General features: G+C 73.5%; 22 protein-coding genes. 13 read left to right on the forward strand and 9 right to left on the reverse strand.

The window, feature by feature from the left end:
* The 3 genes from PV342_RS12950 to PV342_RS12960 form a co-directional block, all read left to right on the forward strand.
* Positions 1-865 (forward strand): ABC-2 membrane transporter-related protein (locus tag PV342_RS12950; protein WP_500317160.1); only part of this gene is annotated, 865 nt, incomplete at its 5' end.
* A gap of 160 nt (positions 866-1,025) precedes the next feature.
* Positions 1,026-1,406, forward strand: coding sequence for a hypothetical protein (locus tag PV342_RS12955; RefSeq protein ID WP_400801380.1), 381 nt, complete (start codon positions 1,026-1,028; stop codon positions 1,404-1,406).
* Between the two features lie 175 nt (positions 1,407-1,581).
* Complete coding sequence (locus PV342_RS12960) at positions 1,582-2,298, forward strand: response regulator transcription factor (RefSeq protein WP_400801378.1); 717 nt, start codon at positions 1,582-1,584, stop codon at positions 2,296-2,298.
* Here the strand turns inward: PV342_RS12960 and PV342_RS12965 are convergent.
* Together PV342_RS12965 and PV342_RS12970 are read right to left on the reverse strand one after the other, a co-directional pair.
* Positions 2,223-2,810 (reverse strand): carboxymuconolactone decarboxylase family protein, encoded by a 588-nt coding sequence (locus PV342_RS12965; RefSeq protein ID WP_400801376.1) that lies wholly within the window; start codon positions 2,808-2,810, stop codon positions 2,223-2,225. The two genes, PV342_RS12960 and PV342_RS12965, sit on opposite strands and share 76 nt — an antisense overlap.
* 46 nt (positions 2,811-2,856) lie before the next feature.
* A complete protein-coding gene (locus PV342_RS12970) occupies positions 2,857-3,237 on the reverse strand; it encodes a nuclear transport factor 2 family protein (protein WP_500317163.1) in 381 nt (126 codons plus the stop codon).
* Between the two features lie 241 nt (positions 3,238-3,478).
* On the opposite strand from PV342_RS12970, the gene PV342_RS12975 reads away from it, so the two are divergent.
* The gene (locus PV342_RS12975; protein WP_400801372.1) at positions 3,479-4,186 is read left to right on the forward strand and encodes an SDR family oxidoreductase; all 708 of its coding nucleotides are present in this window, start codon (positions 3,479-3,481) and stop codon (positions 4,184-4,186) included.
* 105 nt (positions 4,187-4,291) lie between these two features.
* Here the strand turns inward: PV342_RS12975 and PV342_RS12980 are convergent, their stop codons facing one another.
* Complete coding sequence (locus PV342_RS12980) at positions 4,292-4,669, reverse strand: hypothetical protein (RefSeq protein ID WP_500317165.1); 378 nt, start codon at positions 4,667-4,669, stop codon at positions 4,292-4,294.
* Between the two features lie 170 nt (positions 4,670-4,839).
* Between PV342_RS12980 and PV342_RS12985 the strand changes: the two genes are divergently transcribed.
* The gene (locus PV342_RS12985) at positions 4,840-5,292 is read left to right on the forward strand and encodes a MarR family winged helix-turn-helix transcriptional regulator (RefSeq protein WP_037731435.1); all 453 of its coding nucleotides are present in this window, start codon (positions 4,840-4,842) and stop codon (positions 5,290-5,292) included.
* 56 nt (positions 5,293-5,348) lie between these two features.
* Positions 5,349-5,909, forward strand: coding sequence for a DinB family protein (locus PV342_RS12990; RefSeq protein WP_400801367.1), 561 nt, complete (start codon positions 5,349-5,351; stop codon positions 5,907-5,909).
* A 522-nt stretch (positions 5,910-6,431) separates the two neighbouring features.
* On the opposite strand, the gene PV342_RS12995 is transcribed toward PV342_RS12990, so the two are convergent.
* Entirely contained in the window at positions 6,432-7,700 is a 1,269-nt protein-coding gene (locus PV342_RS12995; RefSeq protein WP_500317167.1) for an MFS transporter, read from the reverse strand.
* Positions 7,701-7,703: 3 nt separating this feature from the next.
* Between PV342_RS12995 and PV342_RS13000 the strand changes: the two genes are divergently transcribed.
* Positions 7,704-8,381 (forward strand): FadR/GntR family transcriptional regulator, encoded by a 678-nt coding sequence (locus tag PV342_RS13000; RefSeq protein WP_396347569.1) that lies wholly within the window; start codon positions 7,704-7,706, stop codon positions 8,379-8,381.
* 28 nt (positions 8,382-8,409) lie between these two features.
* Here the strand turns inward: PV342_RS13000 and PV342_RS13005 are convergent, their stop codons facing one another.
* Positions 8,410-8,772 carry a DUF1330 domain-containing protein gene (locus PV342_RS13005; RefSeq protein ID WP_329190055.1) on the reverse strand — a complete coding sequence of 121 codons (363 nt, stop codon included), beginning with the start codon at positions 8,770-8,772 and terminating at the stop codon, positions 8,410-8,412.
* Between the two features lie 548 nt (positions 8,773-9,320).
* Between PV342_RS13005 and PV342_RS13010 the strand changes: the two genes are divergently transcribed.
* From PV342_RS13010 to PV342_RS13025, 4 genes are read left to right on the forward strand one after another with little or no spacing between them, the layout of a single operon-like run.
* The gene (locus tag PV342_RS13010; RefSeq protein WP_500317169.1) at positions 9,321-10,175 is read left to right on the forward strand and encodes a serine hydrolase; all 855 of its coding nucleotides are present in this window, start codon (positions 9,321-9,323) and stop codon (positions 10,173-10,175) included.
* Positions 10,176-10,219: 44 nt separating this feature from the next.
* The gene (locus PV342_RS13015; protein WP_400801360.1) at positions 10,220-10,867 is read left to right on the forward strand and encodes a helix-turn-helix transcriptional regulator; all 648 of its coding nucleotides are present in this window, start codon (positions 10,220-10,222) and stop codon (positions 10,865-10,867) included.
* The gene (locus tag PV342_RS13020; RefSeq protein WP_400801358.1) at positions 10,864-11,997 is read left to right on the forward strand and encodes an aminotransferase class I/II-fold pyridoxal phosphate-dependent enzyme; all 1,134 of its coding nucleotides are present in this window, start codon (positions 10,864-10,866) and stop codon (positions 11,995-11,997) included. The genes PV342_RS13015 and PV342_RS13020 overlap by 4 nt, the downstream gene beginning before the upstream one ends.
* Positions 11,994-12,419 (forward strand): hypothetical protein, encoded by a 426-nt coding sequence (locus PV342_RS13025; RefSeq protein WP_400801356.1) that lies wholly within the window; start codon positions 11,994-11,996, stop codon positions 12,417-12,419. Before PV342_RS13020 ends, PV342_RS13025 begins: the two co-directional genes overlap by 4 nt.
* Positions 12,420-12,462: 43 nt before the next feature.
* Here the strand turns inward: PV342_RS13025 and PV342_RS13030 are convergent, their stop codons facing one another.
* Positions 12,463-13,293, reverse strand: coding sequence for a thioesterase family protein (locus tag PV342_RS13030; protein WP_500317333.1), 831 nt, complete (start codon positions 13,291-13,293; stop codon positions 12,463-12,465).
* 84 nt (positions 13,294-13,377) lie between these two features.
* Entirely contained in the window at positions 13,378-13,884 is a 507-nt protein-coding gene (locus tag PV342_RS13035) for an ATP-binding protein (protein ID WP_400801354.1), read from the reverse strand.
* A 141-nt stretch (positions 13,885-14,025) separates the two neighbouring features.
* Between PV342_RS13035 and PV342_RS13040 the strand changes: the two genes are divergently transcribed.
* Entirely contained in the window at positions 14,026-14,652 is a 627-nt protein-coding gene (locus PV342_RS13040; RefSeq protein WP_500317172.1) for a TetR family transcriptional regulator, read from the forward strand.
* Between the two features lie 14 nt (positions 14,653-14,666).
* Here PV342_RS13040 and PV342_RS13045 read toward each other — a convergent pair whose 3' ends face one another.
* On the reverse strand, positions 14,667-16,265 hold the full coding sequence (locus PV342_RS13045; RefSeq protein ID WP_500317334.1) for a glycerol-3-phosphate dehydrogenase/oxidase: 1,599 nt from the start codon (positions 16,263-16,265) through the stop codon (positions 14,667-14,669).
* 5 nt (positions 16,266-16,270) lie between these two features.
* Positions 16,271-16,870 (reverse strand): TetR/AcrR family transcriptional regulator, encoded by a 600-nt coding sequence (locus PV342_RS13050; RefSeq protein ID WP_026250767.1) that lies wholly within the window; start codon positions 16,868-16,870, stop codon positions 16,271-16,273.
* Between the two features lie 71 nt (positions 16,871-16,941).
* On the opposite strand from PV342_RS13050, the gene PV342_RS13055 reads away from it, so the two are divergent.
* Complete coding sequence (locus tag PV342_RS13055; RefSeq protein ID WP_400801346.1) at positions 16,942-18,534, forward strand: FAD-binding oxidoreductase; 1,593 nt, start codon at positions 16,942-16,944, stop codon at positions 18,532-18,534.
* The last annotated feature ends 29 nt before the right edge of the window (positions 18,535-18,563 follow it).

Below are 18,563 nucleotides of genomic sequence, written 5' to 3' on the forward strand. Positions count from 1 at the left end.
CGCCGTGGCGTGGATGCTCTACCAGCGCGCCGGCCTGCTCGACCACCTCACCGCAAAGGGCTGGCCGCACTCCTCCCCCGACACATGGATGGAGGACATACAGCCTTATCAGGCCGAGACCCTCAAGGCCGGTCTGGGCCTGCTTCTTGTACCCGTCATCGCCGGCGTGTTCCTCGGCGCCCCGCTGCTCGCCGGTGACCTGGAGAGCGGCACGGCCAAGCTCGTCACCACCCAGGCCGCGAGCCCCGCCCGCTGGCTCGCCACCAAGCTGGGTGTCACCGTCCCCGTGGTCGTCGTCTGCACGGTCGCCCTCTCCCTCGTGTGCGACGCGTGGTGGACGCCGCTGACGGAACAGGACGGGAGGATGGGCTGGGACCTGACGGTCTTCACCAACACCGGCCCCGTGCCCGTCGCGCTCACCGTCCTCACCGTTCTGGGCGGCGTCGCGATCGGCATGGTCCTGCGCCGCACCCTGCTCTCGATGGTCGTGACCTTCTTCTTCGCGGTCGCCGTCCAGGTGGCCTGGTCCATGCACCGCCTGGCCTTCGCGGAACCGGTGAGGATCGTCAGCCGCTCGGGGCACGGCGGTTCGGCACCGGCCGTTCCCGCGGGCGGGTTGGAGGTGGACCAGTCGTACCTGACGGGCTCCGGACACACTCTGCCCCTGAGCACCTGTGTTCAGGAGCCCTCCGCGAAGGCCGCCGAGGTCTGCTTCCGGCAGAAGGACGTGGTGGGCCACTCCGTCGACTACCTGCCCCTGTCGCAGGTGAGCACCACGCAGTGGCTGGACGCCTCGGTCCTCCTCGCGTTCGCCGCCGGAGTGGCGGTCTTCATTCTGCTGCGGGGTCGCAAGCGCGTCGTCTGACGGCCGCGCTCGCCGAACCGCCCGTTCCCGAGGTCCCGCCGCCGGTGTGAGGCGCTCCATGACGCGCGTTCCGTCCGGCGCGAGCAGTGCGTCACGTGTCCGCACCGGCTCCTCCCACCAGCACCGGCCGCCCGGGCCGGCAGCGGAAGAAAGGCACGCCTTGAACCCCGAGAGACCAAGGCCGGCAGGCGCTTTCGGCCCGATCACCGCAGTCGCGCTCGCCACCGCCCTGCTGGACGGGGCGGCCGTGAACGTCCAGGCCGCTCCGGCCGAGGGCGCGTCCCGCCCGGTGCTCCGTCCGGGGTCGGTGTTCGGCGCGGGGTCCGGTTCCGGAGGCCCCGCGCGGACGGTCACCCTCGTCACCGGCGACACGGTGACCGTGGACCGCGCGGGCAAGGTCACCGGCGTCTCGGCCGCCGAAGGCCGGGAGGGCACGACGTTCCGCATATCCCGCGCGGCCGGCGGGCACGCCTTCGCGGTGCCACGCGACGCCGAACGGCTGCTCGCGGACGGCACCGGGGCCTACCGCACCACTTCGTAGGGCCTCGCCCCATCCGCGAGCCCCCCGGCCCAGGGCCGGGGGGCTCGCGCCTGCCTCGGAACTCCGCTGACCGGGCGTGCGGCGGCGGCCCGTCGTCCGCGGGCCGGGTCGCGCGTCCGGGGTGCACCCGCCGTTGCATACACCGGCGATATGCCGTGCTGTCTAGGCTTCGGGCATGCGTGTACTGATCGTGGAGGACGAGCCCTATCTGGCCGAGGCCGTCCGTGACGGTCTGCGGCTGGAGGCGATCGCCGCCGACATCGCCGGCGACGGCGACTCGGCCCTGGAACTGCTGAGCGTCAACTCCTACGACCTCGCGGTCCTCGACCGCGACATCCCGGGCCCGTCCGGCGACGAGGTCGCCCGGCGCATCGTCGCCTCCGGCAGCGGCATCCCGATCCTCATGCTCACCGCCGCCGACCGGATCGACGACAAGGCCTCCGGGTTCGGGCTCGGCGCGGACGACTACCTCACCAAACCGTTCGAGCTGCGGGAGCTCGTCCTGCGGCTGAGGGCGCTCGACCGCAGACGCGCGCACGCCCGGCCGCCGGTCCGCGAGATCGCGGGCCTGCGCTTGGACCCCTTCCGCCGGGAGGTCTTCCGCGACGGTCGCCAAGTCGCGCTCACCCGCAAGCAGTTCGCCGTCCTGGAAGTCCTCGTCGCCGCGGAAGGCGGTGTCATCAGTGCCGAAGAGCTGCTGGGACGAGCCTGGGACGACAACGCCGACCCCTTCACCAACGCCGTCCGCATCACGGTCTCCGCACTGCGCAAGCGCCTCGGCGAACCATGGCTCATCACCACGGTGCCCGGCGTCGGCTACCGCATCGACGCCGGCGGCACCTCCGCCGTGCCGGTGTCCGCGGGGGTGTCCAGGACCTCGCCGTCGCGGTAGACCCTGGTCACCTCGACGTCGAGCACGGTGGCGATCCGGGCGAACGACCAGTAGTAGCCCACCACCTGGAGCACCTCGACGAACTCGCGCTCGCTGAGGAAGGAGCGGGCCAGACCGAACACCTCGTCGCTGACGCGCGGGTGCCGCACCACTTCCGCGGCGAGGCGGATCAGGGCGCGGTCGGGGAGGGCGATGGCAGGGTTGTCCAGGTCGCCCGCCCGGATGAGGCGGAGGGTCGTCTCGTCGACGCCGGCGGACTGCGCGACGGGTTCGTGCTGGGCCGCGACGAAGGCGCACTCGGTGCAGGCGGCCACGGTGAGGATGACGAGTTCACGCGAACGGGCCGGCAGACGCTGGGCGGTGACCTGGGCCCGGGCGAGCTCCACGAACGGCTTCACGGTGCCGGCCGAGTGGGACAGCATCTTGACCATGGGGTCGGGCGGCAGTGTGGTCAGGTACTGACGGACGTCGTCGGGGAAGGACGCCGGGTCCGGGTCGGTCAGTCGGGGCATGGTCGCTCCTGCGTCGTGCGGTCGTGCGGTCGTGCGGTCGGGTGCGTCAGCGGGTGTCGGTGGGGAGGTCGAAACCGGCGTCGCTCAGGTGCCGGAAGCGGCCGTCCTCGGCGTGGGTGCCGAAGACCGCGACCTCGCGGTGCAGGGTCGAGCCGTCCGCCAGGCTGACGCGGTAGGTGTGCCGTTCGGCGTACGTCGTGCCGTCGCAGACCTCGTCGAGGACGGTCAGCGTGCCGCCGGTGATCCGGCTGCGGAGGCCGGCGACCATGGCCGCGAACTGCTCGCGGGTCAGGACGCCGCCGTTGTTGCGGTGGGTGTAGTCGGGCGCGTAGTAGCGGTCGAGGACCTCGTCCAGCGCGACGCCGGGCTCGGGCTCGAAGACCAGTGCCCGGAGGGCCTCACTGACGCGGGCACGCGGGATCGCCACAGATGCTCCTTCGTGGGGGAGAGTATCCGGACCTTGGGGTCCGGATGTACGACCGTACCGGACCTCGGGGTCCGGTACGGTCCCGCAGAGCCTGTGGACCGCGTCACAGCCCGGCGGCGCGTGGGACGGAAGGGGGCTGGTACCGCGAGTCCCAGGAAAACGAGACGACTCCCTGCGCGCCCCGCTGCGCCGCACTGTGGATGCGTCGGAGAACGAACACACCTGAGTCGGGAGTGACACCATGACGACCACACTGATCACGGGAGCCAACAAGGGCCTGGGTTACGAGACCGCGCGCCGCCTGATCGCGGAGGGCCACACCGTGTGGATAGGCGCCCGTGACGCCGAGCGGGGCCGTCAGGCCGCCGAACGGCTGGGCGCGTCCTTCGTGCAGCTCGACGTGACGGACGACGACTCGGTCGCCGCCGCCGTGCGGACGGTCGAGGCCCAGGGCGGCCTGGACGTGCTGATCAACAACGCCGGCATCGAGGTGCGCCGGGCGGACAACAGCGTCGTGCCCACCGTGGAGACCACCGCCGACGAGATGAGGAAGACCTTCGACACCAACGTCTTCGGTGTCGTGCGCGTCCTCCACGCCTTCGTACCGCTGCTCCGGAAGTCCGCCTCCCCGGTCGTCGTCAACGTCAGCAGCGGTCTGGGTTCGCTGCACCATGTCGCGGACCCGGACCAGCCGGCCTACATGTTCCCGGGCATGGACTACCCGGCGTCGAAGCTGGCGGTGAACATGATCACCGTGCAGTACGCGAAGGCGCTGCCGGACTTCCGGATCAACTCGGTCGAGCCGGGCTTCACGAAGACCGACCTGAACGGCAACACCGGTTTCCAGACGGTCGAGCAGGGTTCCGAGATCATCGTCCGCATGGCGCTCGTCGGCTCCGACGGCCCGACCGGCGGCTACTTCGACCGCAACGGCGCGCTTCCCTGGTGACGACCGGCCCCCTCGCCGACCCCCGACGGCGTCCCTGAGCGGGCCGCCGCGAGGGGGCGGGGGATCGGCCGCCCGAAGCGCGCCGTCAGCGGGGCGTGCGGGCGGTCAGGCGCGGAAGCTGTACATGGGGCCGAGGGACTTCCAGGAGTGGAGGTTTCCCGCGGGCTCGGTCGTCGAGAAGCCCGTGCAGTCCGCGTCCTTGTGGAACGTGACGGGCCGGTCCGTCATGTTGATGTTCGCGAGGATCCCGAACGGCGCCGTCACGCACTCGGTGTCGACGTCCTGGTAGAGCGCCGTGCGTCCCGTGAACCACTCCGTTTCGAAGACGCAGAGGCTGCCCGCGGTGGTGCACCGGGAGTCCCCCGTGCCCACGGCGATCGGGCCGGACGTCGCGGACGCCGAGGTGGGGGCCGGCCCCAGCAGAAGGCCGGCGGCGATCGCCGCGGCGGCCGCCGCGGCGCGCTGGCAACCGAATCCGTGCATGACTCTCCTTCGTGACCCCGGGCGGGACGACGGGGTTTTGAGGCCTCCCAGCCTGACCCGGCCGCGAGGAAGTGGTCAACGATTCAACTGGATATGGCCGGTTCCGAGCCCGTGTTCTTGACGCGGACGAGGGGGCCGTAGGCGCCGTACCGGCGGGTTAAGCTATGGCAATGACGGCGGATGCTCCCCTGGACGCAGAAGAAGAACGCTTCTGGCGTGCCCTGCAGCGTGTGATGACCGCGCTGCCGAAGGCTCTGGATGACGACCTTCTGAAGTCGACGGGGCTGACGCTGTCCGAGTACTCGGTGCTGATGTTCCTGTCCGAAGCCAAGGACCGCGAACTGCGGATGATCGATCTGGCCGAGCTCACCCGCCTCTCGGCCAGCCGCATCTCACGGGTGGTCGACTCGCTGAAGGCACGCGGCTGGGTGGCCAAGCGCCGTCACGAGGTGGACGCGCGGGGCAGCGTGGCGACCCTGACGCCGGGCGGGCTGGAACGGCTGGAGGCCGCCTACCCGTCGCTCCTGGCCAGTGCGCGCAGGCGCGTGATGGACCACATGGAGTCCGGCTCCCTCGCGGGCATGGCCGTCCAGTTCGAGAGTGTCGCCGAGCACCTCGGCTAGCTGCTCCGGGCAAACCCGGTGGCGCACCCGGGCCGTGAGGGACCAGCATGCGGGGCATGACCGATCAAGCGACGCGATGGACCCGGGCGACCGTCTACCCCGACATGTGGGTCGACCCGGACGACGACCCCCGCAACACGGACGGCCCGAGTCCGGAGGGCGAACTCGCGACCCTCCACGACTACCTGACGAGCTATCGCATGACCCTGCGGATGAAGTGCCAGGGCCTGGACGCCGGGCAGCTGGCCCGTCGTTCGGTCCCGCCGTCGACGATGTCGCTGCTCGGCCTGGTCAGGCACCTCGCGGAGGTGGAACGCGACTGGCGGAACTGGATCAGCGACGGCGAACCCCTGCCGAAGCTGTACGGCCCGCGTGACGCGGACTTCGACGGTGCCGTGGCCGACCAGGCCGTGGTCGACGCCGCGTTCCGCGATCTGGAGCGCGAGCAGGCCGAGACCGACGCGGCGCTGGCGCGGTACCCGGAGCCGGGCGTGCGCGTGGGGAAGGACGGGATGGCGGTCCGGGAACTGCTGGTGCACAGGGTCGAGGAGTACGCCCGCCACTGCGGCCACGCCGACCTGCTGCGCGAGTGCGTCGACGGCAGGGTCGGTCAGTGACCTGCCCGTTCCGGGCCGGGCCTTGTCGTCACGTGAGCTCCCCCAGCTGACGCTGGGAGGGGCTCGCTCCCAGGTGCGGTGCACCGCGAGGCGGAGGATCGTCCTCGCAGCGGGCTACGGGCTACTCGGACGATTCGGCGACGCAGCGCGGGGGCACCCCCGGCCGAAGGTTGGGGGAGGGCATGTGACGACACGGCCTAGCGGCCGCGGGCGGACGCCCGGTTCGGTACGACCGTCCTCGAGGTGTCGACCAGCGCGAGCCCGGCCAGACCCCAGCAGGGGCAGGCCGGTCAGCTGCCAGAAGCCGGCGCCCCAGCCGAGCGCGTCGGCGAGCCGGGCGAAGAGCAGCCCGGAGAACGCGGCCGGAACGTGGTACGTGAGCACGGACAAGCCCGAGCCCCGGCCGACGAGTTCGGGGCGGCACCGTGTGCTGCAGGCCAGGACCCCTACCGGGAGTTGCCGGACGGTCCCACCGGGGCCTTCTCCGGCCCGGACGGCCCCCTGCCCTGGTGATCCACGCGGTCAGCCCACGCTGCGGTCCCGCCCCGCGAGCACGCCGGCGGCCAGCTGCGCCACCATCAGGACCGCCAGAAAGACCAGGGGGACCCGCCAGCCGTCGGTGCGCTCATAGAGCGCGCCGACCAGGAACGGGACGGGGATCGACAGCAGGTAGCCGGTGCTCTGGGCGAAGGCGGAGAGCCGTACCACCGTGGCGCTGTTCCGGCCGCGCAGCCCGATCATCGTCAGGGCGAGCGGGAACGAGCAGTTGGCGACGCCGAGCAGCACCGCCCACACCCAGGGCGCGGCGGCCGGCGCCGCCCACAGCCCCGCGTAGCCGGCCAGCCCGAACACGCCGAGGGCGACCGCGATGCCGCTCTGCCGCCGCAGCCGCCCCGCGAGGGCGGACAGCGCGAAGGACAGCGGCACCCCCAGCAGCGAGGTGACGGCGAACAGCAGGCCCGCCCTGCCGGCAGGCAGCCCCGCGTCGCGGTACATCTGGGGCAGCCAGCCGATGACGACGTAGGCGGCACCGGCCTGCAGGCCGAAGTACGCGGCGAGGGCCCAGGCGGTGGGGGAGCGGGTCATTCGGGCGCCGGGCCCCGGGCCGGACGCGGGACCGGGCGGCGGCGCGGGCGCGGGGCCTGCCCCCGACGCGGTCCGCGGCGGCCGGTCCGCCGTACGGAGGCGTGCCAGCACGATCCACGGGGGCACGGCGAGTGCGGCGACCACACCCCAGGCCCCCAGCCCCCACCGCCACTGCCCGCCGAACGCCCCGGAAAGCGGCACGGTCGCGGCGGCCGCGACCGCGGCGCCCAGGTTGAGCGCCATGGAGTACAGGCCGGTCATACGGCCGACCTGGTCGGGGAAGCGCTGCTTGACGACCACCGGCAGCAGCACATTGGCGACGGCGATCCCGGCGAGCGCGAGGGCGCTGAGTGCCAGGAACAGCAGGGTGCCGCCGGAGAGCGGCCGCAGCACGAGTCCCACGGCGACCACGGCCGTACCCGCCGCGACGACCGCCGAGGGCCCGTACCGGCGGGAGAGCCGGGGCGCGGCGACGCCGACCAGGGCGAAGCAGAGCGCCGGCACGGAGGTGAGCAGCCCGGCCGCGGCACCGCTCATCCCGAGGGCGGAGCGCGCCTCGGCCAGGACGGGGCCGAGGCTGGTGACCGCGGGACGGAGGTTGAACGCCACCAGCAGCAGCGCCGCCACCGCCAGGCCGCGGCCGCCCGCCCGGGCCGGATCGCGCCGTCGCGCCGACCGCGCCGGGACCTTGCGGCGTATAATCATGGGATGAGTCTACGTCCCGTGTCCCGCCCTTCCGGGCTCTTCGAGCAGGTGGTCTCCGGACTGCGCCGTCAGATCACCTCGGGGGCCTGGCCGGTGGGCTCGCGCATCCCGACGGAGCCGGAACTCGTCCGGCAGCTGGGCGTGGCCCGCAACACCGTCCGCGAGGCCGTGCGCGCCCTCGCCCACAACGGGCTGCTGGACATACGCCACGGCTCCGGCACGTACGTCGCCGCGACCAGCGAGCTGGCCGGGGTGATGCGGCGCCGCTTCGAGGAGGCCGGGCAGCGGGACGTCGCCGAGGTGCGCGGCGCCCTGGAGTCGGCCGCGGCCGGCCTGGCCGCGACACGCCGCACGGCGGAGGACCTCGCCCGGCTCGGCACGCTGCTGGGCCGGCGGGAACGCGCGTGGGACTCGGGTGACCGGGACGCCTTCGTGGACGCGGACAGCGCCTTCCACCTCGCCGTGGTGGCCGCCTCGCACAACGAGGTGCTGGCCGAGCTCTACGCCGACCTGGGCCAGGTCGTCAGGGACTCCCTGAAGGAGCACTTCGGCGCCCCCGTGCTGCGCCCCGGGGACCGCATGGACCACGCGCGCCTGCTGGACGCCATCCGCGCAGGCGACGCCGCCACGGCGGCCGGCGAAGCCGCCTCCCACACCTCCGGCTGCCGTCCCGGCGGCTGAGCCCGGCGGGCGTGCGGGGTGCGGCGGGTCACGCCGGCAGCGCGCCCGTCCGCACGGCCTCCTCCCTCAGCCGCGCGGCGGTCCTGGTGACGTCGTAGCCGGCACCGACGCCGTCGACGAGGACGACCTCGCCGTGCAGGTGGCGGGTGCGCAACGGGAGGATCTCCTGGTAGGCGTCCGACCGGTACCAGGCGCGCGCCCGCTCCATGTCCGGGAACTCGATCAGGACGATCGTCCCCGGCCACTGCCCCTCGACGACCTCCACCGTCGCCCCGTGGACGGCGAAGCGGCCGCCGAAGGGGTCCAGGGTGTCCTGGATGCGCTCCATATAGACGAAGACCTCCTCGTGGGGCCGCGCGGGACGAAGGTGGCCGACGGCGTAGGCGGTCATGGCTGCTCCCTGGGTGTCGTGGGGTCCGGCGTCCGTTCTGCCCGACGTCCCTGATCCTGCCGGGGCCCCTGCGGGCTGGTCGATGACGCCGGAGGTAATCGCCGGGGGTGATCGGGCGCGTGCGAGCTTCATCACATTCGGGTCATATCGCCACGGTTCGGACAGAGGTGTGAGGCCCCGCCCGGGAACCCGCCACGGGGCGGCTGCCCAGGGCGGGGGTGACGCTCGCCCCCCGGGTGACAGGGACCTCCTGCGGCTGCCGCTCCGTCGCGACTGACAGGCCGTCAACAACCGGACGGATGGGGGGACTCGCGGCAGGGGGAACACCGTGACGGCCTCGTGGAACCGCCTCCCGCCGCGGCCGCGAGCCTGCCCCCAGGGGACGCCGTGGTGAACCCTCCGGCCGGCCGGAGACCTTGCCGCGGCGGGCTCGCCGCAGCCGTCGCCGTCCCGGCCGGACGTAGCCGACATCACATCCCGCTCTGTCCAACCGTCCGCCCACACTGGGCAGTCAGCCCGGCCTGAAGCAACCCGACGGACGGAGTGACATGGGTCATACGCGAATATCCCGGCGAGCCGTGGCGGCCGCGGTCGTCGCGGGCGTGGCGGTCCCCGTGGCCGCGGGAGCCGCGACGGCGGAGGCGGCCTCAGCGACGCCCGAGGTGAGCTGCGCCTCCGCGGCTCCGGGCCTGGCCGCGGAACTCCAGCGGGACATCACGAAGGCGCTGGCGGGCGGCACCGCCCGTACCGCCGTCTCCCTGCACGACCGCACCACCGGGACGGCGTGCACGCTGCGCGCGGACCAGCACTTCGACTCCGCCAGCACGGTCAAGGTCACCGTCCTGGCGACCCTCCTGCGGGACGCGCAGCAGCACCACCGGCACCTCACCTCCCGCGAGGCCGGACTCGCCACCGCCATGATCACGAAGTCGGACAACGACGCGACGACCGCGCTGTGGAAGCAGCTCGGCGTCGCCGAGGTCGGCGACTTCCTGGCCGCGGCCGGGATGAACCACACCACGCCGGGCGGCGCCGGGGCCTGGGGACTCACCCAGATCACCGCCGGGGACGAGCAGAAGCTGATGGACCTGCTCACGCGTCCGAACGCCGTGCTCGGCGACAACGCGCGCGCCTACGCCCTCAAACTGATGGGCGAGGTCGTCCCCTCCCAGCGCTGGGGCACCCCCGCGGGCGCCCCGGGCTCCGCGGTCGTGCACGTCAAGAACGGCTGGCTCTCCCGCGCGACCCACGGCTGGCGTGTGCACAGCCTGGGTGCGTTCACCGGCGGCGGGCACGACTACACCATCACCGTCCTCACCGACGGCGACAAGACGATGGCCTCCGGCATCGCCACCATCCAGGCCGTCTCCCGCGCGATCCACCGGGACCTCGACGCGGCTTAGACAGGGGCTGTACTTTTCGTCCAGGCTGGACTTACAGTCCAGTCATGGAGAAGGCGCGAGTCGACGAGAGCGACCCCCGGGTGCGGCAGTGGGCACCGGTGTGCCAGGCCGTGGCCCTGCTGCTGAGCCCGTACGCCGAGGTGGTCCTGCACGACGTGGCCGACGACCGCGTGCTGGGGATCTGGAACCCGATGACACGGCGTACCGCGGGCGACCCCTCGCTGCTGGGCGAGCTCGACGGACTGGACCCGTCCGCGCACGACGTCTACGGCCCGTACGAGAAGCTGCTCGCCGACGGGCGCAGGCTCTCCTCCGTCAGCGCGGTCCTGCGGGACGCCGACGGCGAGCCCTCCGCCGTGCTGTGCGTCAACCTCGACCGGACGCCGCTGGAGCAGGCGGCCTCGGTGCTCGCCGCCTTCGCCGCGCCCAGCGTGCCGCGCCCCGAGCCGCTCTTCGAGCAGGACTGGACCGAGCACGTGCAGCGGACCGTCGGCACGTACACCCGTGAGCACGGCTGCCCGGTGGATCGCCTCGGCCGCGAGGACCGCCTCGCGATCCTCGAGGAGCTCGACCGGGCCGGGGTGTTCGCGATGCGCCGCGCGGTGCCCGTCGTGGCCGGCGCCCTGCAGGCGTCCCGCTCCACCGTCTACGCCCTGCTCGCCGATCTCAAAGCGCAGAGGAAGCACCCGTGAGCCGACTGCCCGACTTCCGGCTGGAAACGTACTTCTCCCGCTGGGAGTTCAGCGCCCGGCACCATCTGACCGCCTCGGACGCGGAGACCATGACCCTCCCCGAGCTTCTGGAACTCGCCGACGCCGAGGACCGGCACGCCTGGGACACGCTCTCCCTCGGCTACACGCAGACCTACGGCGACCCAGGGCTGCGCGAAGCGATCGCCGCGACCTACGAGCGCGCCGGCGCCGACGACGTGATCTGCTTCGCCGGCGCCGAAGAGGCGCTCTACCTGGTGATGCAGGTGCTCCTCGGCCCCGGCGACCACGCGGTCGTCGTCACCCCCAACTACCAGGCGGCCGAGACCGTGCCGCTCTCGCTGTGCGAGGTGACGGGCGTGCCGCTCGACCCCGAGCGGGACTGGGCCCTGGACGTGGACCGGGTGGCGGCCGCGCTGCGGCCGAACACCCGCGTCGTCTCCGTCAACTTCCCCAACAACCCGACCGGCAAGGTCATCGCCGCCGCCGACTTCGCGCGCCTGGCCGAGCTCTGCGACGAGCGCGGCATCCACCTGTTCAGTGACGAGGTCTACCGCGGCCTCGAACGCGACCCGGCCCGGACCCTGCCGCAGGCCGCCGACCTGTCGGATCGCGCACTGTCGCTGAACGTCACGTCCAAGTCGCTCGGCCTGCCCGGACTGCGGATCGGCTGGATCGCCTGCCGGGACCCGCAGTTGCGCTCGCGGCTGGAGCGCGCCAAGCACTACACCACCATCTGCAACTCCGCGCCGAGCGAGGTGCTCGCCCGGATCGCCCTCAAGGCCCGCGACCGGATCCTGGACCGCAACCGCGCCCTGATCGCCGCCAACCTCCCGCTCTTCGACGCCTTCTTCGCCGGGTTCGAGGACCTGTTCAGCTGGCGGGCACCGGACGGCGGCTGCGTCGCCTACCCCCGCTACCACGGCGCCGAGGGCGTGGAGAGCTTCTGCACCGGGCTCGTCGAGCAGGCAGGGGTCCTGCTGCTGCCCGCGAGCATCTACCGTTCCGAGCTCACCGAGACGCCGGCCGACCGCTTCCGCGTCGGCATCGCGCGCCGCGACCCCGCCCCCGCCCTGGAGGCGCTCGACGGCTGGCTGCGAGCCCGCCGATGACCGTCCCCATCCTGGGCCGGGCGGAGATCGAGGCCGCCGCCCGGCCCGGTCTGGTGCCGGACGCCGTCCGCGCGGCGCTGATCGCCCACGCGGCCGGCCGCACCACCGTGCCGGCGCCGACACACCTGAACTTCCCCGCCGCGGACGGCGACTGCCATGTGAAGACGGGCTGGATCGACGGATCCGACGACTTCACCGTGAAGATCGCCACCGACGACCACGAGCAGTGCCTCCACCACGGCGACCTCGCGCACGCCGTCCGCGCGGGCGCGGTCCCGCAGGACGCCGACGTCCCCCTCAGGACCCTGCTCCTCGCCCCGCCGGAGCGCACCGGCACCGCTGTGACGATCGCCGACCTCACGGGCGTCGGCGCCCTCGACGCAGCCGTCGCCTCGGCGGTGGTGCGGGAACTCCCGCGCTGAGGCCGGCGCCGGGCCGCTGTCGCCGCGACCGCCCCGCCACGGCTCAGCGGCGCGGGGCGACGAACAGGCTCTGCACACCGCGCCCGATGGGACCCTGCTCGTCGTGCAGGGCGGTCTCGGCCATGCCCACCCCGTAGGGGTCGACGGTGGTGCGGGCGTCGAGGCAGACCCACTCGCCCACGGGGTGGCGGTGGAGGTGGACGGTCAGATCGGGGTTCACGAAGAGGTGCGTGGCGAAGTCCAGCACGTTGCTCACACCGTTGCCGGAGTCCGCGGCGACCAGCACGCGGTCCAGGGGAGCGGTCTTCTCTCCCGCGACGAGCGGGACGCGCATCCGCAGCCAGCAGGTGGCGGGCCCGCGGTCGAGGAAGGAACCGGAGGTGAAGCGGGTCTCCATGGCCGTGTGGTAGCCGGTGTCCCACGGCACGGGGAAGAACGGCTCGGGGCGGGCCTGTCCGGGGCCGGGAGGGGCGGGCTCGGGGGCTGCGGCACCGGGTTCGCCACCGTGGTCCGCGGCGGGTACGGTGCCGGGCGCGACGCGGATGCGCACGGCCCGCGCCCGCATGATCTCCGCGCCGCCGTCCGGGGCCAGGGAAGCCTCGACCAGTTCCACGCTGCGGCCCTCGCGCAGCACGCGGGTGGTCACGGTGAGCGGTGCCAGCGGTACCGGGCTGTGGATCTCGAAGGTGATCCGTACCAGGCGCATGTCCTCGCGGGCGCCCGGACGCGTCTGCACCGCGCGCCCGAGCAGGGCCGCGGGCGGCCCGGCGTGCTGGCTCGCGGCGTCCCAGGGGCCGCGTGTGCGGGCGGTCGGGACGAAGCGATCGTCCGCCACCCGCTCGTAGAAGGCCTCGACATCACTGTGGTCCGGCATGCTCACCGCTGATCTCCCGCCCGCTGACGACGGAATCGAGGCTACTGGCGAGTAGGTGCCGTGTCACCGGGGCGGACCGGTCCGTCAGGCCGCGGGCACCGTGAGCTCGAACCACGTCGTCTTGCCGGTCGCCGTCCGGTCGGTGCCCCAGGCGTCGCTGAGCAGGGCGAGGATCTCCATGCCGCGTCCGCCCTCCGCCTCGCCGTCGGCGACGCGTCGGACGGGGGCGCGGGAGCTGATGTCCTCGACCTCGCACCGCAGGAAGGCGTCCCGGACGCGCAGGTTCAGCCGGACCGGCCCGCGCGCGTGCCGCAGGGCGTTGGTGACCAGCTCGCTGACCAGGAGTTCCAGGGTGTCGGTGAGATCGCCGAGACCCCAGCCGGCCGCCTGGGCCGTGACCATCCTGCGGGCGCGGCCGACGGAGGTCAGGTCGTGCGCCAGGGGCCAGGAGGAATGCCGGGCGGTGGTGCGTCCGGCCGGAGCGTGCAGGGGGCGCACGGGCTCCAGGGTGCGGGACCACAGTCGGAACTGCCTGGCGAGCCAGGACGCGGGGGAGTGCGCCTCGTCTGTGCCGACGGCCTGGGTGGCCATGGTGATCATTCCCTTCGCTGCCGGGGCGCGGAGCCGGACGGTCGCTCCTGTAGCACCCGCTACATCTATCGAATGTACATGTAGCGGGTGCTACGGTAAAGAAAAGGCAATCCACATGAATCGGTCAATTGGGGGACTGCGATGCCGCGACGGGCCGATCCCGCCAAACGGCGCGAACTCCTCGACCGCGTGCGGGGGTACGTGGTCGCACACGGCCTGGCGGATCTGTCCCTGCGGCCGATGGCCAAGGCCCTGGGCACCAGCGACCGGATGCTCCTCTACTACTTCGGCAGCAAGGAACGCCTGGTCTCAGAGGCGCTCGCGCTGGACGCCGACCGCCCGATCCTGCGCTTCCGCAAGGTCGTCGACGCCGTCGGCGTACCCAGGGACGCGTCGGGCATGCGGCGCCTGGCGGAGGCGCTGTGGCAGGAGGTCCGCGGCCCCGAGCGGCGTGCGCTGCTGCCGCTGTACTTCCAGCTGATGGCCTCCTCCATGGTGCGGCCCGAGGAGCACGGCCCCTATCTGGGCGGCCTGATCAGCGAGTGGACCGATCTCGTCGTCCCCGTCTTCGAGGGCCTCGGCATGGGCGGGGAACGCGCCCGCATCGAGGCGCGCGTCCTGGTGGACGCCGCCTTCGGCATGGTCATCGGGCTCCTCGCCGACGGCGACGAGGAGCGCGTGGACGCCGCGTTCCGCACGCTCCTCGACCGCCTCGAAGCCGGCTGGCGCGCCGGGGACCGCACCCCCGGGCCCGCCGCGGCGACCTGATCCGGGACCGGGTGTCACGCCCCGGCCAGCGCCTCCTCGGCCGCCTTGAGCGCCGCCTCGCGGTCGGCCGGGACGAGCCCGACGCGGGTCCTACGGTCGAGGAGGTCGCCGGTGTCGAGCGCCCCCTCGTGACGTACGGCCCACACCAGTTCGGCGCGCGTGACGGGGTGGCCGGGGACGACCGGCTCCCGCAGGGCGGGGTCGGCGGCACCGAGGGCGTGCACGGCGGGGGCCTCGGTGCCGTAGCGCTGCACCAGGCGGCGCGGGGCCTTCAGGCCGCTGAGCACGTGCGGCGCCGCGGCGCCCACGAGCGGCAGCGAGATGGTTCGGCAGGGGCCCGCGCCGAGCCCGCGGGACGCGACGGCCGCGTCGACGGCGTCCTGGGCCATGCGGCGGTAGGTGGTGAGCTTGCCGCCGACGACCGTCACCACCCCCTCGGCGGAGGTGAGCACCGCGTGCTTGCGCGAGATGTCGGCGGTGCTCCCCGAGCCGTCGGCGGAGGAGTCGAGCAGCGGGCGCAGCCCGGCGAACGCCCCCACCACGTCGCCCCGGTGGACGGGGACGTCGAGCGCCGTGCCGAGGACGTCGAGCAGGAAGCCGATGTCCGTCTCGGGCACCTCGGGCACGTCGGGGACGGCACCGTCGACCGGCTCGTCGGTCAGCCCGACGTACACCCTGCCGTCGCCCTGCGGCAGGACGAGCACAAAGCGGTTGGACTGACCGGGGACCGGTATGTGCAGCCCTGCGGGCAGGTCGCCGAGGCCGTCGGAGCGCAGGACCAGGTGCGTGCCCCGGGACGGCCGCAGCCGTACGCCGTCGACCAGGCCGCCCGCCCACACGCCGGAGGCGTTGACGACCGCGCGGGCCCGGATCGTGTGCTCCTCGCCGGTCAGCTCGTCGCGTACGACGGCGCCCGAGCCGTCGAGCGAGACCGCGCGCACCCGCGTCAGGACACGCGCCCCGTGCGCCGCGGCGGTCCGGGCGATCGCGGTCACCAGGCGGGCGTCGTCGGCGAGTTGCCCGTCCCAGGACAGCAGGCCGCCGCGCAGCCCCGCCGTGCGCAGGCCAGGCGCGAGATGTCGGGTCTCCACCGCGGACAGCCGGCGCGGTGCCGGGAGCGTGGCCCGCGCCGTCCGGGCCGACAGGCGCAGCGCGTCGCCGGCCCGGAATCCGGACCAGGCCAGCGCGGCCTGGCCGCGGGAGACCAGCGGGGTCAGCGGCAGCACGAAGGGCTGTGCGCGGACGAGATGGGGGGCGGTGCGCTCCATCAGCGCGCCGCGCTCCACCGCGCTCTCGTACGCGACGTCCAACTGACCCGAGGCCAGGTAGCGCAGGCCGCCGTGGATCAGCTTGGAGCTCCATCGGGAGGTGCCGAAGGCCAGGTCGTGGGCGTCGATCGCGGCGACCGACAGCCCGCGGGACGCCGCGTCGAGAGCCGCGCCCGCGCCGGTGGCGCCGAGGCCGACGACCAGGACGTCCACCTGCTCGCCGGCGGCGAGTCCCGCCAGCTCGCGGGCGCGCCGCGCCGCGGTGAGCGAGGACGCGGGCGCGGGGCCCGAAGGGCCGACGGGGCTCGTGAGGTTTGAGGGGCTTGAGTGGCGCATGGGACTCATCGGGCTCATGGGGCGAGGGTCCTCTCCAGGATGTCCCGCAGCTCCCCGAGGAAGGCCGCGGAGGTCAGATCGGGGTCCTCCTCGTCGGTCATGGTGCGCAGCGAGAGGGTGAACGACTGGACGACCAAGAGCACGGAGCGGGCCTGACGGACGGCGTGGCCGGCGCGGACCGAGCCGTCCGCGTGGCCCTCCTCCAGGGCGCCGGCGATGAGCTCCAGCAGTGCGTCCTGGCTCGCCCCACGGCGGTCCAGCACATAGGGGAGCAGCAGTTCGGGGTCGACGTCGAGGATCTTGACGAACAGCGGATGGCGGCGGAAGGCACGCACGCCCGCCACCAGCCCCTCGACCATGTGTGTCCGGATGGGGGTGCCCCCGTGCCGCTCGGGCATCGCCTGCACCGCGACCGAGACCCACTCGCGGGTCATCAGGTCGCCGACGAGCGTGCGCACGTCGGGCCACCGCCGGTAGAGCGTCATACGGGAGACGCCGGCGCGGCGGGCCACGTCGGTCAGGGTCGTGCGGCGGACGCCGACGGCCAGGACGCAGTCGCGGACCGCGTCGAGCACCGGATCGCTGTCCGAGGTGTTGTGACGAATGGGCGCCATGTGTCACAGTGTAACGCCCAGTGAGGGCCCGCAGAAGACGGCACTCCAGATCGACCGGTGAGGACGAGCCCGTGAACATGTTGTGGAGCGGCTGGGGCGACCCGGCCGAAGCGGCCCCGCTGCCCGACACCGTGATCGGCCTGCTGCGCGACCTGCTGGGCGTCAAGCCCCGAGGCGCGCAGACCATCGCACTGGAGGACATCGCCGTACCCGGGTCCCCGCTCGCCGAAGAGGCCCGGCAGGACCTCGTCGACTGCGTGGGCGACCCGGTCCACGTGCGCACGGACGCCGAGTCCCGGGTCCGCCACACGCGCGGCAAGTCCACCCCCGACCTGCTGCGCATCCGCGCCGGCGACGTCGACGACCTTCCGGCGGCCGTCGTGCTGCCCGCCGGCCACGACGAGGTCCTGACGGTCCTCGCGGTCTGCGCCGAACACGGCCTCGCCGTCGTCCCCTTCGGCGGCGGCACCTCCGTCGTCGGCGGACTCGCCCCGCAGGGGCGGCGCCCCTTCGTCGCGCTGGACCTGCGCCGCATGAACCGGCTGCTGTCCCTGGACGCCGTCTCCCGAACCGCGATCCTCCAACCGGGGCTGCGCGCCCCCGAGGCCGAGGCACTCCTGGCCGAACAGGGCTTCACCCTCGGCCACTTCCCCCAGTCCTACGAGTGGGCCACCATCGGCGGATTCGCCGCCGCCCGCTCCAGCGGCCAGGCCTCCGCGGGCTACGGCCGCTTCGACGAGATGGTGCTGGGCCTGACCGTCGCCACCCCGCAGGGCACCCTCGACGCCGGGCGGGCCCCCCGCTCCGCGGCCGGCCCCGACCTGCGCCAGCTCGTCCTCGGCTCCGAGGGCGCTCTGGGCGTCATCACCTCCGTGACGGTGCGGATCCGCCCGATCCCCCAGGTCAAGGTCTACGAGGGCTGGCGCTTCGCATCCTTCGCCGAGGGCGCCGCGGCCCTGCGCCGGCTCGCCCAGGACGGGCCCCGCCCGACGGTGCTCCGCCTGTCCGACGAGACCGAGACGATGGTCGGCCTCGCCCAGCCCGGCGCCATCGGCTCGGAAGGGGCGGCGTCCGCCGGGTGCACGGCGATCGCCGGCTACGAGGGCACCGCGCGGGACACCGCACTGCGCCGGGAGCAGGTCGCGGCGGTACTGCGTGAGTGCGGCGGCGAGTACCTGGGCGAGGAGCCCGGCGAACGCTGGGCGCACGGCCGCTTCTCCGCCCCCTACCTGCGGGATTCGCTCCTCGACGCGGGCGCCTTCGCCGAGACCCTGGAGACCGCCGGTTTCTGGTCCCGGATCGCGGAGCTGTACGACTCGGTGCGCGAGGCCCTCACCACGACGCTGGCGGCGGCCGGCACCCCGCCGCTGGTGATGTGCCACATCTCGCACGTCTACGAGAACGGCGCCTCGCTCTACTTCACCGTCGTCTCGGCACAGGGCGAGGACCCCGTGGCGCACTGGACCCCCGCCAAGGCGGCCGCCAACGAGGCCATCCTCGCCGCGGGCGGCACCATCACCCACCACCACGGCGTGGGCACCGACCACCGCGACTGGTACGTCCGGGAGGCCGGCCCGCTCGGCATCGAGGCCCTGCGCGCCGTCAAGGACGCGCTCGACCCCGACGGGCTCCTCAACCCCGGCATCCTGCTGCCCGCCCGCTGACCGCAGGCCGGCCCGACACCCGCCCGCCG

The organism is Streptomyces sp. PA03-3a, assembly GCF_033792735.1.
GTDB lineage: Bacteria > Actinomycetota > Actinomycetes > Streptomycetales > Streptomycetaceae > Actinacidiphila.

What these genes read in the sequence shown, in the direction of transcription:
- PV342_RS12975 (WP_400801372.1), top strand. Translation starts at nt 3,479, where the DNA reads ATGACGACCACACTGATCACGGGAGCCAACAAGGGCCTGGGTTACGAG.
- PV342_RS13010 (WP_500317169.1), top strand. Translation starts at nt 9,321, where the DNA reads ATGGGTCATACGCGAATATCCCGGCGAGCCGTGGCGGCCGCGGTCGTC.
- PV342_RS13035 (WP_400801354.1), bottom strand. Translation starts at nt 13,884, where the DNA reads ATGGCCACCCAGGCCGTCGGCACAGACGAGGCGCACTCCCCCGCGTCC.
- PV342_RS13030 (WP_500317333.1), bottom strand. Translation starts at nt 13,293, where the DNA reads ATGCCGGACCACAGTGATGTCGAGGCCTTCTACGAGCGGGTGGCGGAC.
- PV342_RS12985 (WP_037731435.1), top strand. Translation starts at nt 4,840, where the DNA reads ATGACGGCGGATGCTCCCCTGGACGCAGAAGAAGAACGCTTCTGGCGT.
- PV342_RS12995 (WP_500317167.1), bottom strand. Translation starts at nt 7,700, where the DNA reads ATGATTATACGCCGCAAGGTCCCGGCGCGGTCGGCGCGACGGCGCGAT.
- PV342_RS13040 (WP_500317172.1), top strand. Translation starts at nt 14,026, where the DNA reads ATGCCGCGACGGGCCGATCCCGCCAAACGGCGCGAACTCCTCGACCGC.
- PV342_RS13015 (WP_400801360.1), top strand. Translation starts at nt 10,220, where the DNA reads ATGGAGAAGGCGCGAGTCGACGAGAGCGACCCCCGGGTGCGGCAGTGG.
- PV342_RS12990 (WP_400801367.1), top strand. Translation starts at nt 5,349, where the DNA reads ATGACCGATCAAGCGACGCGATGGACCCGGGCGACCGTCTACCCCGAC.
- PV342_RS12965 (WP_400801376.1), bottom strand. Translation starts at nt 2,810, where the DNA reads ATGCCCCGACTGACCGACCCGGACCCGGCGTCCTTCCCCGACGACGTC.
- PV342_RS12960 (WP_400801378.1), top strand. Translation starts at nt 1,582, where the DNA reads ATGCGTGTACTGATCGTGGAGGACGAGCCCTATCTGGCCGAGGCCGTC.
- PV342_RS13025 (WP_400801356.1), top strand. Translation starts at nt 11,994, where the DNA reads ATGACCGTCCCCATCCTGGGCCGGGCGGAGATCGAGGCCGCCGCCCGG.
- PV342_RS13045 (WP_500317334.1), bottom strand. Translation starts at nt 16,265, where the DNA reads ATGAGTCCCATGCGCCACTCAAGCCCCTCAAACCTCACGAGCCCCGTC.
- PV342_RS13050 (WP_026250767.1), bottom strand. Translation starts at nt 16,870, where the DNA reads ATGGCGCCCATTCGTCACAACACCTCGGACAGCGATCCGGTGCTCGAC.
- PV342_RS12980 (WP_500317165.1), bottom strand. Translation starts at nt 4,669, where the DNA reads ATGCACGGATTCGGTTGCCAGCGCGCCGCGGCGGCCGCCGCGGCGATC.
- PV342_RS13005 (WP_329190055.1), bottom strand. Translation starts at nt 8,772, where the DNA reads ATGACCGCCTACGCCGTCGGCCACCTTCGTCCCGCGCGGCCCCACGAG.
- PV342_RS13000 (WP_396347569.1), top strand. Translation starts at nt 7,704, where the DNA reads ATGAGTCTACGTCCCGTGTCCCGCCCTTCCGGGCTCTTCGAGCAGGTG.